The following is a 13,761-nucleotide window of genomic DNA, read 5'->3' as shown; positions in this document are numbered from 1 at the left end:
CCCGCCCTCGCGTCCTCCGCGTTCCCGGGGGTGGTGTTGGTGGTGGGGGTGGGGCTGCTCGGGTGGGGGGTGGTCCTGGCCGCCCGCGCGGGGGGGGGGGGGGGCCCCCCGCCCCCCGCCGCTCTATGCGGTGGAGCACGATGGATGAACTAATCAAGTACCTGCCCGACCTCGCGATGGGCTTCTGGGGGAACATCAGGATCGCGCTCGTGGCCGCGGTCGTCTCGCTCGTCCTCGGGACGGTCCTGGCCGGGATGCGCGTCTCCCCGACGCCCGTGCTGCGCGCGGTGGGCACGGTCTATGTGAACGTGGTGCGCAACACCCCCCTCACCCTGGTGCTGGCGTTCTCGGCGCTGGGCCTGAGTGACAAGCTCGGCCTCGTCTTCTCCGGCGAGCCGCGGACGAACTCCTTCTGGATCGTCTCGATGGGCCTGTCGATCTACACGTCGGCGTTCGTGTGCGAGGCGGTGCGCTCGGGCATCAACACGGTCCCGATGGGACAGGCGGAGGCGGCCCGGGCGATCGGGCTGAACTTCATGCAGACACTGCGGCTGATCATCCTGCCGCAGGCGTTCCGATCGGTCATCGCGCCGCTGGCCAGCGTGATGATCGCCATGATCAAGAACACGACGGTGGCGGTCGCCGGCGGGTACGCCGCCGACGTGGCCGCCGAGATGAAGCTCACGTTCGACACCACGGGGGCCTCGATCCCGATCTTCCTCGGGGTGGTCGTGGCCTTCATGATCGTGACCATGCCGATCGGCTTCTTCTCCGGCTGGCTGGCCCGGCGTCTGGCGGTGGCCCGATGAGCGCGTCCGTGCTGTTCGACGCCCCCGGACCGCGGGCCCGGCTGCGCAATCACCTGCTGACGGCGATCAGTGTCCTGGCGGTCCTGGCCGTCGCGTACTTCGTCTACCGGGGCTTCGACGCCAAGGGCCAGTGGGACGGCAAGATCTGGCAGCCGTTCCTGACGGCCGAGGTGTGGCAGGAGTTCATCCTGCCGGGCCTGCTCGGCACGCTGGAGGCGGCGGCCGCCGCGGCGGTGCTCGCGATGGTCTTCGGCGCGGTCTTCGGCCTGGCCAGGCTCTCCGACCACGCCTGGATCAGGGTCCCGGCGGCCACGGTGGTGGAGGTCTTCAGGTCCATCCCGCTGCTGCTGCTGATCTTCTTCATCTTCTACCTGGCGCCCGCCATCGCCGGTGGCGGCGACTACGCCTTCATCGCGGTGGTGCTGGGCCTGATGCTGTACAACGGCTCGGTGCTGGCGGAGATCGTGCGCGCGGGCGTGCACGCCATCCCCAAGGGGCAGGCCGAGGCCGCCTACGCGGTGGGCATGCGCAAGAACCAGGTGCTGCGCCTGGTGCTGCTGCCGCAGGCGGTCACGACGATGATGCCGGCGATCGTCAGCCAGCTCGTGGTGCTGCTGAAGGACACCGCGCTCGGCTACATCATCGCCTACGTCGACCTGCTCAACACCGGGTTCAAGATCCTGCCGGCCGCGTACTTCGGCTCGCTGATCCCGGCGGCGATCGTCATCGGCATCATCTACGTGGCGCTCAACATGACGCTGAGCCACCTGGCCACCCTGCTGGAGCGGCGCAGCCGTCGCAGCAGGAAGACCACGGCGCGGCCGATCGCCACCCCGGGCGCGGCCTCCGTCGGCGTGGGCACCGGCCAGGGCACCGAGGGCGGCGGCATGGCGCCCGACATCCCTGTGGAGTGACCGGCGGGTACGGCGGCGGGCTCGCGGGCCTGCCGCCGTACTCCCGCGGACGGCTCCGGAGCTCCCGGCCGCCGCCGTCTCGTAAAGAAAGCCTCAGATCTTCGCCCACGCGGCACGCGGACCGGCCCTCCGGGGCCGCCCAGCCCGCAGACTCCTGTGCGTGCGGATGCGTGGAGTCGTGGTGGCGCTGGCCGGCGCGGCCGCGGTCGCCGTACCGGTGGCGTGCGGTGGCGGCGGCGCCTACTCCAGCGTCGTGGGCAAGATCAAGGGCACCGGCCAGGTCATCGTGGGCACCAAGTGGGACCAGCCGAGCCTGGGCCTGAAGTCCGGCCCCGGCGACCCCGTGGGCTTCGACGTGGACGTCGCCCGGTACGTCGTCGCCAAGCTGGCCGGCGGCCGGCCCGTGCGCATCACCTGGTGGGAGGCGCCCGCCGCGGGCCGTGAGGCGCTGCTCCAGAACGGCACCGTGGACATGGTGTTCGCCACCTACTCCATCACCGAGTCCCGCAGGCCCAAGGTCACCTTCGCCGGCCCGTACGTGCTCGTGCACCAGGACACGATGGTCCGGGCCGATGATCCCACCATCCGCGAGGTCGGCGACCTGCGGGGCAAGCGCGTGTGCCAGGTGGCCGGCTCCAACTCCTTCAAGCGGGTCGCCGCCCCTCCGCCGGACGGCAAGCTCGACCTGCCCGTCGTGGCCGTGCCCGCGGCCAACTACTCCGACTGCGTGCGCAAGCTCTCCGCGAACGAGCTCGACGCCGTCTCCACCGAGGACCTGTCCCTGGCCGGCTTCGCCCAGCAGGCCCCCGGCCAGTTCCGGCTGCTCAACGACCCCTTCACCGACGAGCTGTACGGCATCGGGCTGAAGAAGGGCGACATCAAGACCTGCGAGGCCGCCGGCCAGGCCGTGGCCGAGATGTGGCGGGACGGGACGGCCACGCGGCTGCTGCGCAAATGGTTCGGCGACACCGGGCTCAGGCTGCCCACGTCGATGCCGCCGCAGGAGAGATGTTCTTGATCGCGCCCCACGACCCCGGATCTTCCGGCAGGATGCGGGTATGCCTTTCTGGCCGTCCCCCATCTCCGCCCGCGACGTCGCCGCCGCCGGTCTGCGCCCCGGATGGCCCGTCGCCCGAGGTGGCCGGGTGTGGTGGACAGAAGACCGTCCGGGTGAGGGCGGCCGCACCGCGATCGTGTGCCGCGAGGCCGACGGCACCTGCCATGACCTGCTGCCCGCGCCCTGGAGCGCCCGCACCCGCGTCCACGAGTACGGCGGCCGCCCCTTCGCCGTGACACCGGACGGCGACGTGGTCTTCGCCGGGCTGGCCGACCAGCGCCTGTACCTTGTCGGGCGAAACGGCCAGCCGAAACCCCTCACCGCCGAGGGCTCCCGCTACGCCGACCTGACCGTCCGCGACGGCGAGGTCTGGGCGGTGCGCGAACGCCACGGCGAGCACGGCAAGATCGCCCGTTCCGTCGTGTCGATCCCGCTGGCGGGCGGCGAGCCTCGCGAACGGGCCTCGGGCCACGACTTCTACGCCTCGCCCGTCCTGTCCCCCGACGGCGCCCACCTGGCCTACGTCTGCTGGAACCACCCCCGCATGCCCTGGGACGGCACCGAGCTGCGCGTCGTCCGGCTGCGCGACGGGCAGACCCGCACGGTGCTGGGCGGCGAGGCCGAGTCCGTCCTGTCGCCCGCCTGGAAGGACGACTTCACCCTCTACCTGGTCTCCGACCGCTCCGGCTGGTGGAACCTCTACGAGTGCGGCCTCGACGGCGGGGCGCCGCGGGCGTTGTGCCCGGCGGAGGAGGAGTTCACGCAGCCGCCGTGGCAGCTCGGCGGAGCGCCGTACACCGTGCTCGGCGACGGGCGGCTCGCGGTCCTGCACGGGCGCGGCGACCTGCGGCTGGGCGTGCTCGACCCGGCCACGGGAGCGCTCCACGACCTCGACCTGCCCTACACGGGATGGCAGGCCGCGCTCGCGGCCGACGGCATGTCCGTCACGGGCATCGGGCACGCGGCCAGGCTGCCGCGGTCCGTCGTTCGGGTCGACGTCGCCTCCGGCCGGGCCGAGCCGCTGGCCCACGCCGCCGAACAGTTGCCCGACCTGTCCGGGCTGCCCGATCCGCGGCCGGTGGTCGTGCCGGGCGAGCGGCCCGTCCACGCCTTCCTCCACCAGGTCGGCGAGGAGCCCACGCCGTACGTCGTCTTCGTGCACGGCGGCCCGACCGCCCACTCCGACACGGCGCTCGACCTGGAGAAGGCGTTCCTGACCTCGCGCGGCATCGGCGTGCTCGACGTGAACTACGGCGGCTCCACCGGCTACGGCCGCGCCTACCGGGAGCGGTTGCGCGGCCAGTGGGGGCTGGTCGACGTCGCCGACACGGTCGCCGCCGCGCAGTGGCTGGCCGACTCCGGGCTGGCCGACCCGGCCCGGATCGCGGTGCGCGGCGGCAGCGCCGGCGGCTGGACGGTGATGGCCGCCTGCTGCCGCTCCGGCGTGTTCGCGGGCGGGGTGTCCTACTACGGCGTCAGCGCGCTCGCGCCGCTCGCCACGCACACCCACGACTTCGAGTCGCGCTACGTGGAGTGGCTGGTCGGCGACGACCCGGCCGTCTACGCCTCCCGGGAGCCGCTCGGCCTGGTCGACGGGGTGTCCTGCCCGATGCTGCTGCTCCAGGGGCTCGACGATCCGGTGGTGCCGCCCGAGCAGTCGACGGCCTTCGCCGACGCGTTGTCCGAGCGCGGAGTCCCCTGCACCTATCTCGCTTTCGACGGCGAATCCCACGGATTTCGCCGGCTGGAGACGCGGGTCGCGGCCCTGGCCGCCGAGCTGGCCTTCTACCAGCAGCTATTCAGTTAATGTCGCGATCTCCAGACAATTCCCGTACTGAACCAGCATTACCGACCAGTCGCTGATCGCAAACAGTTACGTAACCGACCTCGACAGTCTTCCTCCGGCATGGGTTGCTCGATTCAGTAAACGTGGGGCGCGCGTCGCGGCCACGACACGCGCCCCAGCTGTGCCAGCCAAGAACACCCCCATCTCGGCACGAGGGAGGCCAGATGGCCAGCTTGCGCCATCTCAGCATCATCACGGTGGCAGCGGCAACTCTGCTCGCCACCTCTTGCGCGACGCAGAACGGAACCAGCAACTCCGCTCCGCCCACCGCGGCGAGCCAGAGCTCCGGCAGCCCCGTCTCGGGCGGCACGCTCAGGCTCGTGGGATCGGGCGACGTCGACCATCTCGACCCGACCAGCATCTACTACGTCGTCACCATCGCGATCATGCGCGGCTACTCGCGCCAGCTCTACGCCCTCCAGGGCGTCGCGGCGGGAGCCGACACCACCAAGGGCTACGAGGTGCTGCCCGACATAGCGACCGAACTGCCCACCGAGGCGAACGGCGGTCTGAGCGCCGACAAGCTCACGTACACGATCAAGTTGCGCGACGGCGTGCAGTGGGACACCCAGCCGCCGCGGCCGGTGACGGCGGGCGACTTCGTCCGCGGGTTCAAGCGCATCTGCAACCCGGTGGCGGGCTCCGGCGCGCCCGGCTACTACACCAGCACGATCAAGGGCATGGCCGAGTACTGCGACGCCTACATCAAGGCGTTCGAGAAGGCCAAGCCCACCGCCCAGGCCCTGGCCGACTTCCAGAACGGCCACGACATCGCCGGCGTGCAGGCCAAGGACGACAAGACGCTCGTCTTCACCCTGACCCAGCCGGCCGGTGACTTCCTCAACATCCTGGCCCTGAACTTCGCCTCGGCCGCGCCGCAGGAGTACGACCAGTACGTCCCCGACGACGCCACCTTCCGCCAGCACGTGATCTCCAACGGCCCCTACAAGATCGCCTCGTACGTGGCCACCAAGTCGATCCGGCTGGAGAAGAACCCCGCCTGGAAGCAGGAGTCCGACCCGATCAGGCACCAGTACGTCAACGCCATCGACGTCAAGATGGGCGTCGGCGAGCCGGACGCCGTCCAGCAGCAGATCGAGGCCGGCAGCGCCGACCTGTCCTGGGACCTGCCGGTGCCGACCTCGCAGATCCCGCAGCTCAAGGGCAACGACCCCAACTTCACCATCTTCCCCGGCGCGGTGACGAACCCGTACGTGGTGTTCAACCTGCAGAGTAAGAACGCGGGTGGGGCGATGGGCAAGCTCAAGGTCCGCCAGGCCATCGAGTACGCGATCAACAAGACCGCCATCGCCAAGATCTACGGCGGCGCAGACGTCGCGACCGCGCTGCACACGGTCATCCCGCCCGGCAACATCGGCTACCAGGAGTACAACCCGTACCCGACGCCGGGCGACCAGGGCGACCCGGCCAAGTGCAAGCAGTTGCTGAGCGAGGCCGGCTACCCCAACGGGCTGACCCTCATCGGCGCCTTCCGCAACGCGGGCAACCACCCGGCCAACTTCCAGTCGTACGCGGCCGACCTGAAGAAGTGCGGGATCACCGTCAAGGGCCTGCCGCTGCGCCAGGGCGACTACTACACCTACCTGCAGACGCCCTCGCACGCCAAGAACAGCGAGTGGGACCTGTCGGCCCCCGGCTGGATCCCCGACTGGTACGGCACCAACGGCCGCGCGGTCATGCAGCCGCTGTTCCAGACCAACTGCAACCCCGGCACCAGCAACTACGGCTGCTACAGCAACCCCAAGGTGGACGACCTGATCAAGCGGGCGCTCGCCGAGACCGACCAGGCCAAGGCCGCGGCGCTGTGGCACGAGGCCGACCAGACGGTGCTGGCCGACGCGGTGATGGTGCCGCTGAACAACCAGAACACGCCGCTCTACAAGAACAAGCGGGTGCAGAACGCCCTCTACCTGCCGTCGTACCAGGTCTACGACGTCACCAACCTCTGGCTGAACCCCAACACGCCTTGACGACCGGTGTCCCGCGGGCTCGCCGGCAGGCGGGCCCGCGGGACAACCGCGAGGGAGACATATGAGCCTGCTTGAGGTAACCGACCTCCAGGTGTCCTTCCCCACATCCGACGGCGTGGTCCAGGCGGTGCGGGGGCTGTCGTTCACCGTCGACCGCGGCCGGACGCTGGCGATCGTCGGCGAGTCCGGCAGCGGCAAGACCGTGAGCACCCAGGCGATACTCGGGCTGACCCCCGACGCCGACATCTCGGGCACGGCCCTGTTCGAGGGCATCGACCTGCTCGGACTCGACAACGAGCAACTCCGCCGGATCCGCGGCGCGGAGATCAGCGTGGTCTTCCAGGACCCGCTGACCAGCCTCCATCCGCTCTACAAGGTCGGCTGGCAGATCGAGGAGCTGATCCGCGTCCACAATCCGGGCACCCGCCGCGCCGAGGCCAGGAAACGGGCCGTCGAGCTGCTGGGCCTGGTGGGCATCCCGCGCCCCGACCGCCGGGTGGACGACTACCCCCACCAGTTCTCCGGCGGCATGCGGCAGCGGGCGATGATCGCCATGTCGCTCGCGCTCAATCCCAAGCTCATCGTCGCCGACGAGCCCACCACCGCGCTGGACGCGACCGTTCAGGCGCAGATCCTTGAGCTGATCGGGCGGGTGCAGGCCGAGTTCGACATCGCGCTCATCCTCATCACGCACGATCTCGGCGTCGTGGCGGGCATGGCCGACGAGGTCCTGGTCATGTACGCCGGGCTCGTCGTCGAACGGGCCGACCGGCGCACGCTCTACTACGACCCGCACCACCCGTACACCAAGGGCCTGCTGGAGTCGATCCCGGGCAGCACCGGCGACCGGGGCGGCCGGCTGCGGCCCATCCCCGGCTCGCCGCCGAGCCTGATCGCGATCCCGTCCGGGTGCGCCTTCCATCCGCGCTGCCCGTACGTGATGCCGGTCTGTCCCGCCGAACGGCCGCCGCTGTCCTCCATCGCGGGCGCGCGCGGGCACGCCTCGGCGTGCTGGCTGCCGCACGAGGCGATCGGGCTCGGCGCGGAGGCGGAGGCGCTGCGCAAGCGGGCGGCGCGGGTCACGGCGGAGGAGGCGTGATGCTGCTCGAAGTCGAGAACCTGGTCAAACACTTCCCCATCACCAGCGGCATGCTGATCAAACAGACGATCGGGCAGGTCAGAGCCGTGGACGGCGTCAGCCTGGAGCTGTCGCCCGGCGAGACGCTCGGCCTGGTCGGCGAGACCGGCTGCGGCAAGTCCACGCTGGCCCGATGCATCGCGGGCCTGCATCCCATCACCTCCGGCAGCGTGCGCTTCGACGGCGCGGACATCACCAATCTGCCGCGACGCCAGATGAGGCCCTACCGGCGCGACATCCAGATGATCTTCCAGGACCCGTACGGCTCGCTGAACCCGCGCCGGCGGGTCGGGTCGATCATCGCCGACCCGCTCGTCATCCACCGGGTGCAGAGCGGCCAGGAGTTGCGGCGTACCGTCCAGGAGCTGATGGAACGGGTCGGGCTCAACCCTGAGCACTACAACCGTTTCCCCGCCGAGTTCTCCGGCGGTCAGCGGCAGCGCATCGGGGTCGCGCGGGCGCTCGCGCTGCGGCCCCGGCTGATCATCTGCGACGAGCCGGTGTCGGCGCTCGACGTGTCCATCCAGGCCCAGATCCTCAACCTGCTCAAGGACCTCCAGGACGACTTCGGGCTGACGTACCTGTTCATCGCGCACGACCTGTCGGTGGTACGGCACGTCAGCGACCGGATCGCCGTCATGTACCTGGGCAAGGTGGCCGAACTGGCCACCGCGGAGGAGCTGCACACGGCGCCGCGTCATCCGTACACGAACGCGCTGCTGTCGGCGACCGCCGTGGCCGACCCCGACGAGGCCGAACGGCGGCACCGCATCATCCTCACCGGCGACGTGCCCTCACCGATCGACCCGCCCTCCGGCTGCCGCTTCCATCCCCGGTGCCCGAAGGCGCGCGAACGCTGCTCGGCCGAGGAGCCGCTGCTGGTGCCCCAGGAGCACCTGGTCGCCTGTCACTACCCCGTCGAGGCGGGCGAGGACCTGACCGCCGGGAGGACCGCATGACACTCACGGAGATCCGCCCGGACGTCGTCGCCGACCGCACGATCGCCGGACGCAGCCCCTGGCAGCTCGCCTGGGCCCGGATCAGGTCCGACCGGGTGGCCCTGATCTCGGGCATCGTCGTCGTGCTGCTGTGCCTGCTCGCCCTGGCCGCGCCGCTCATCTCGGCCTGGAACGGGCACGACCCCGACGAGCAGTTCCGCGACACCGGCATCACCGACCAGGGCCTGCCCGTCGGGCCCAACGGCGAGTTCTGGTTCGGCACCGACCGCCTCGGCCGCGACCTGTTCATCAGGGTCCTGTACGGCGCGCGCGTCTCGCTGCTCGTCGGCGTGGTCGCGACCGGCGTGGCGGCGCTGATCGGGGTGGTCGTCGGGCTGCTGGCCGGGTACTACGGCGGCGTCATCGACACCATCCTGTCCCGGCTCATGGACGTGGTGCTGTCGTTCCCGTACCTGATCTTCGCGATCGCGGTGGTGTCCATCGCCGGGCCGTCGCTGACCGCGACGATCGGGGTGATCTCGTTCTATTCCTGGGCGGCGATCGCCCGCGTGGTGCGAGGGCAGACCCTGTCGCTCAAGGAACGCGAGTACGTGGAGGCGGCCAGGTCCTTGGGGGCCGGCGACGCGCGGATCATGTTCGTGGACATCCTGCCGAACCTGCTGGCCCCCGTCATCGTGCTCACCACACTGCTGGTGCCGGCCGCGATCGTGTTCGAGTCCACCTTGTCCTATCTGGGGCTCGGGATCGTGCCGCCGACCCCGTCGTGGGGGAACCTGCTGAGCGAGGCCCAGGGGTTCTACCGGGTGGCGTACTGGTATCTGGGGTTCCCGGCGGCGTCGCTGCTGATCACGACGCTGGCCTTCAACCTGGTCGGCGACGGGATCAGGGACGCCATCGACCCCCGGATGGAACGGCTGTTCAGCCGGCGACGCCGCAAGCGCCGCTCCCCGCCGGCTCCGGCTCCCGCCACCGGGAGGTCCGATGCCGCGACTTCGTGACCCCGCCCGGCGGTCTTGGAAACCTTGCAGGTCACGCGGCGGGACGCCGGGACTTCGTCAGGAGGTGGAGGGCTGATGCTGCGACGGTTCCTGCTGCGGCGGACGCTGCTCGGGCTGCTCGTGTTGTGGCTGGTCTCCCTGGGCACGTTCTTCCTGTTCTTCGTCGCCCCCGGCGACCCCGCCCGTACGCTGGCCGGCCGCCAGGCCACCCCCGAGCAGGTCGAGCTGATCCGCCACAACCTCGGCCTCGACCGTCCCACCATCGTCCAGTACTTCGACTACCTGGGCCGGCTCGTGCACGGCGACCTGGGCCAGTCGTACTTCTCGGGCGAATCGGTGGGCAAGCTGCTCGCCCAGGACTTCCCGCCGACGTTCTCGCTGGTGCTCGGCGGGGCCGTCCTGTGGCTCTGCCTCGGCGTCGGCGCCGGCGTGCTCAGCGCCACCCGAGTCCGCTCGTTCCTGGACCGCGCGCTGACCACGCTGGCCCTGGCCGGGGTCTCGATGCCGACGTTCGTGGTCGGCCTGCTCCTGCTGTACTTCTTCTTCTTCCAGCTCACCATGGCGGGCGCCCCGATCCTGCCACCCGACTCGTACGTGCCCTTCTCCGAGAACCCCGGAGAATGGGCCCGGCACCTGATCCTGCCGTGGATCACGTTGGCCATGGTCCAGGCGGCCTCGTACGCCCGGCTCACCCGGGGGTCCATGCTGGACGTCCTGGGCGAGGACTACATCCGTACCGCCCGTGCCAAGGGCGTGCCCGAGGGCCGCGTCATCTACCGGCACGGCCTGCGCGCCGCGCTGACCCCCGTGGTGACGCAGCTCGGCGTGGACATCGGCACGCTGATCGGCGGGCTGGTGGTGACGGAGTCGGTCTTCGGGCTCGGCGGCATCGGGCAGGCGGTGGTGCAGGCGTTCGTCAGCGGGGACCTGCCGGTGATCATGGGCGTCGTCGTCCTGGCCACGACCGCCGTAGTGGTGGCCAACCTGATCGTCGACATCGCCTACGGCCTCCTCGACCCAAGAATCCGCCTGGCCTGACACCGCTCCCCCGGGGTCCGCCCGGCCTTCACATCGCCCCCGGGAACCGCCATCGCGGGAGACGGCACCTTCCGGCGGGCGCGACCACCCCGCGCCCGCCGACCCGCCTTCCCCTCGCTCCTTTGACCTGCGCCCTTCCCCGGACCCGCGCCCTTCCCTTGGCCTACGCCCAACCCCCGGACCCGCGCCCTTCCCCTGGCCTGTGCCCTACCTCCGGACGTGCGCCCTCTCTTGGGGGCAGCATGCGTGTGGGGGATCAGCGGGCGAACTCGGTGGCGCGGGACTCGCGTACCACCGTGATCCGGATCTGCCCCGGGTACGTCAGTTCCTCCTCCACCTGCTTGGCCACGTCCCGGGCGATCACCTGCGCCTGGATGTCGTCGATCGCGTCCGGCTTGACCATGACCCGGATCTCCCGCCCGGCCTGCATGGCGAACACCTTCTCCACGCCCTCGTACGACTGCGCGATCTCCTCCAGCCGCTCCAACCGCTTGACGTACGCCTCCAGCGACTCCCTGCGCGCCCCCGGACGGCTGCCGCTGATGGCGTCGGCCGCCTGGGTGAGCACCGCCTCGACCGTACGGACCTCGACCTCGTTGTGGTGCGCCTCGATGGCGTGCACCACGTCCTCCTGCTCGCCGTACCGGCGGGCGATCTCGGCGCCGATCAGCGCGTGGCTGCCCTCGACCTCGTGGGTGAGGGCCTTGCCGATGTCGTGCAGCAGCGCGCACCGCTTCATGAGCTGCTGGTTCATCTTCAGCTCGGCGGCCATGATCCCGGCGATGTGCGCGGACTCGATCAGGTGCTTGAGCACGTTCTGACCGTAGGAGGTGCGGTAACGCAGTTGCCCGAGCAGCAACGTCAGCTCGGGGTGCATGTCCGTGATGCCCAGCTCGACGAGCGCGTCCTCGCCGGCCCGCGCGCAGAGGTCCTGCACCTCCTGGCGGCTGCGGTCGTGCGCCTCCTCGATCCGCTGCGGATGGATGCGCCCGTCGAGCACCAGCTTCTCCAGCGTGAGCCGCGCAGTCTCCCGGCGAACCGGGTCGAAACACGACAACAACACCGCCTCAGGCGTGTCGTCGATGATCAGGTTCACGCCCGTGGTCGACTCGAACGCCCGGATGTTGCGCCCTTCGCGCCCGATGATCCGGCCCTTCATCTCGTCACCGGGCAGATGCAGGACGCTGACCACCGACTCCGCCGTCTGCTCGGCCGCCACCCGCTGAACCGCCAGCGTCACGATCTTGGTGGCGCGCTTCTCGCCCTCCTTGCGGGCCTCGCCCTCGATCTCCCTGATGATCAGCGCCGCCTCGCGCTTGGCCTGGTTCTCGATCTCCTTGACCAGCTCGGACTTGGCCTGCTCCCCGGTCAGCCCGGCGACCCGTTCCAGGATCATCCGCCGCTCGTCCTCGACCTGGAGCAGTTCCTCGCGCCGGTCGGCCAGCTCGACCTCGGTCTCGGCCAGCTTCCTGTCCCGCTCGGACTGCCGCCTGGCCTCCTCGTCGAGCCGCTGCTCGCGCTCGGCCAGCCTGGCCTCCCTGCGTTCGAGATCGGTCCGGAGCTCCTTGAGCTCGGACTTCAGGATCCGGCTCTCCTCCTCGACCTCCCGCCGCATCTGCGCGGCGCTCTCGGCGGAGCCCTCCGACCTGCGCAGAATCTCCTCGGCGTCGCTCTCCGCCTTGGTGCGGATCTCCTTGGCGCGTTCCCGCGCCTCCTCAAGCTCCGCGTGTACGGCCTCCACCTGCTCAGGGCTCGGCTGGGCCTTACGGGGCAGACCGCCAGAGGTACGGCGTATGACGACGAGCAGCGCCACGATCATCCCGAACGCGAGCACGAGCACCGCCACCATCAGCACCACGACAAGCGGCTGCATGCGCGCCCCGCCCTCCTCGCGTCGTCGACACCTCATAACGCGGACCCAAAACGGGAGGGGTCACGTGCGCGCCACGGAAAGCCCGGTCGGCGTCGTCTCCAGGACCGATGCCAGGCCAAGGCGGACCGGGCATCGGCCCTCATAGCCGACACCTCGCCTGCCTCGATCAACCGAGCTCGTTCGTCCGTCGTTCACCGTATGGCAATCCGCGCTGCGCGGAGTAACTCCTCACTGCCGTCGAGGTTATGCGTCGAACAGGTCACGAGCAAGCAAACGCGTCCTCAAGCGTGTCTTACGGGACCGCATCTCCCCAATCAACCACATAACCCACGATCACCCCCATTTGTCCCCCACCCTCACCCCTCCAACCCCCAAAAGCCCAGCCAAAGCCCAACAACCCAAACCCATCATGAAACCTTGGCCACCTAGGTCTCCAGACCATCCATGCGACTCAGCCCTGCCCCCAAGCCCGCAACCGCAACCCGTCCGTACGCTTCGACCTCGGCCCGTCCCCTCGAACAGGAGCACACACAGTGGACAACACCATCGACAAGATCGCCTGGATCCACCTGGACGACGGCAAGATCCTCAGCACCCGCTCGCGAGGCAAGACCGTCTACTACCTCCCCGGCGGCAAGCGTGAGCCCGGCGAAACCGACCTCGACACCCTGATCCGCGAGATCGACGAAGAGCTCTCCATCGCCATCGTCCCCACCACCGCCAGCCACGTGGGCACCTACCGCGCCCAGGCGCACGGCCACGCCGACGGCATCACCGTGCAGATGACCTGCTACACCGCCGAACATCACGGCGTACCGACACCCAGCGGCGAGATCGAGGAGGTCACCTGGCTGACCTACGCCGACCGCGACCGCGTGTCCCCCGTCGACCAGATCATCTTCGACCACCTGCACCAGACCGGACACCTTCACTGACCCAGCCACACCCGAACCACTCCCCGGGCATCACCCGCCACCCGCCCTCGATCCCCTTGAGCTCCGGACCTGACGGGCTCTGGGCCCGAAGGGGCTCTGGGCCCGAAGGGGCTCTGGGCCCGAAGGGGCTCTGGGCCCGAAGGGGCTCTGGGCCCGAAGGGGTTGGGAGTCCAGGGAGGTCGGGGCAGGTCAGGTGTGGTTCT

At 70.1% G+C, this 13,761-nt stretch carries 11 protein-coding genes; 10 read left to right on the top strand and 1 reads right to left on the bottom strand.

What is annotated here, in order from left to right:
* The first annotated feature begins 140 nt into the window (after window positions 1–140).
* The 9 genes from AB0J97_RS29445 (at window position 141) to AB0J97_RS29405 (ending at window position 10,750) form a co-directional block, all read left to right on the top strand.
* Window positions 141–809 (top strand): amino acid ABC transporter permease, encoded by a 669-nt coding sequence (locus tag AB0J97_RS29445; RefSeq protein WP_364094282.1) that lies wholly within the window; start codon window positions 141–143, stop codon window positions 807–809.
* On the top strand, window positions 806–1,723 hold the full coding sequence (locus AB0J97_RS29440; RefSeq protein ID WP_364094279.1) for an amino acid ABC transporter permease: 918 nt from the start codon (window positions 806–808) through the stop codon (window positions 1,721–1,723). Before AB0J97_RS29445 ends, AB0J97_RS29440 begins: the two co-directional genes overlap by 4 nt.
* A 166-nt stretch (window positions 1,724–1,889) precedes the next feature.
* The gene (locus tag AB0J97_RS29435; protein WP_357694655.1) at window positions 1,890–2,741 is read left to right on the top strand and encodes a glutamate ABC transporter substrate-binding protein; all 852 of its coding nucleotides are present in this window, start codon (window positions 1,890–1,892) and stop codon (window positions 2,739–2,741) included.
* A 40-nt stretch (window positions 2,742–2,781) separates the two neighbouring features.
* Window positions 2,782–4,587, top strand: coding sequence for a prolyl oligopeptidase family serine peptidase (locus tag AB0J97_RS29430; RefSeq protein ID WP_364094276.1), 1,806 nt, complete (start codon window positions 2,782–2,784; stop codon window positions 4,585–4,587).
* A gap of 236 nt (window positions 4,588–4,823) precedes the next feature.
* Window positions 4,824–6,617 carry an ABC transporter substrate-binding protein gene (locus AB0J97_RS29425; RefSeq protein WP_364094273.1) on the top strand — a complete coding sequence of 598 codons (1,794 nt, stop codon included), beginning with the start codon at window positions 4,824–4,826 and terminating at the stop codon, window positions 6,615–6,617.
* Window positions 6,618–6,678: 61 nt separating this feature from the next.
* On the top strand, window positions 6,679–7,716 hold the full coding sequence (locus AB0J97_RS29420; protein WP_357694245.1) for an ABC transporter ATP-binding protein: 1,038 nt from the start codon (window positions 6,679–6,681) through the stop codon (window positions 7,714–7,716).
* Window positions 7,716–8,714, top strand: coding sequence for a dipeptide ABC transporter ATP-binding protein (locus AB0J97_RS29415; RefSeq protein ID WP_364094269.1), 999 nt, complete (start codon window positions 7,716–7,718; stop codon window positions 8,712–8,714). Before AB0J97_RS29420 ends, AB0J97_RS29415 begins: the two co-directional genes overlap by 1 nt.
* Entirely contained in the window at window positions 8,711–9,712 is a 1,002-nt protein-coding gene (locus AB0J97_RS29410) for an ABC transporter permease (RefSeq protein WP_357694249.1), read from the top strand. The genes AB0J97_RS29415 and AB0J97_RS29410 overlap by 4 nt, the downstream gene beginning before the upstream one ends.
* Before the next feature lie 75 nt (window positions 9,713–9,787).
* The gene (locus AB0J97_RS29405) at window positions 9,788–10,750 is read left to right on the top strand and encodes an ABC transporter permease (RefSeq protein WP_364094266.1); all 963 of its coding nucleotides are present in this window, start codon (window positions 9,788–9,790) and stop codon (window positions 10,748–10,750) included.
* A 256-nt stretch (window positions 10,751–11,006) separates the two neighbouring features.
* Here AB0J97_RS29405 and rny read toward each other — a convergent pair whose 3' ends face one another.
* Window positions 11,007–12,623 carry a ribonuclease Y gene (gene rny / locus AB0J97_RS29400; RefSeq protein WP_357694253.1) on the bottom strand — a complete coding sequence of 539 codons (1,617 nt, stop codon included), beginning with the start codon at window positions 12,621–12,623 and terminating at the stop codon, window positions 11,007–11,009.
* A 533-nt stretch (window positions 12,624–13,156) separates the two neighbouring features.
* Here rny and AB0J97_RS29395 point away from each other — a divergent pair.
* Complete coding sequence (locus AB0J97_RS29395; protein ID WP_364094262.1) at window positions 13,157–13,558, top strand: NUDIX domain-containing protein; 402 nt, start codon at window positions 13,157–13,159, stop codon at window positions 13,556–13,558.
* Window positions 13,559–13,761 lie beyond the last annotated feature (203 nt).

It is taken from the genome of Nonomuraea sp. NPDC049607 (assembly GCF_040675375.1).
In the GTDB taxonomy this organism is placed as follows: domain Bacteria; phylum Actinomycetota; class Actinomycetes; order Streptosporangiales; family Streptosporangiaceae; genus Nonomuraea.
This window is presented reverse-complemented; position numbering and strand designations above follow the sequence as displayed.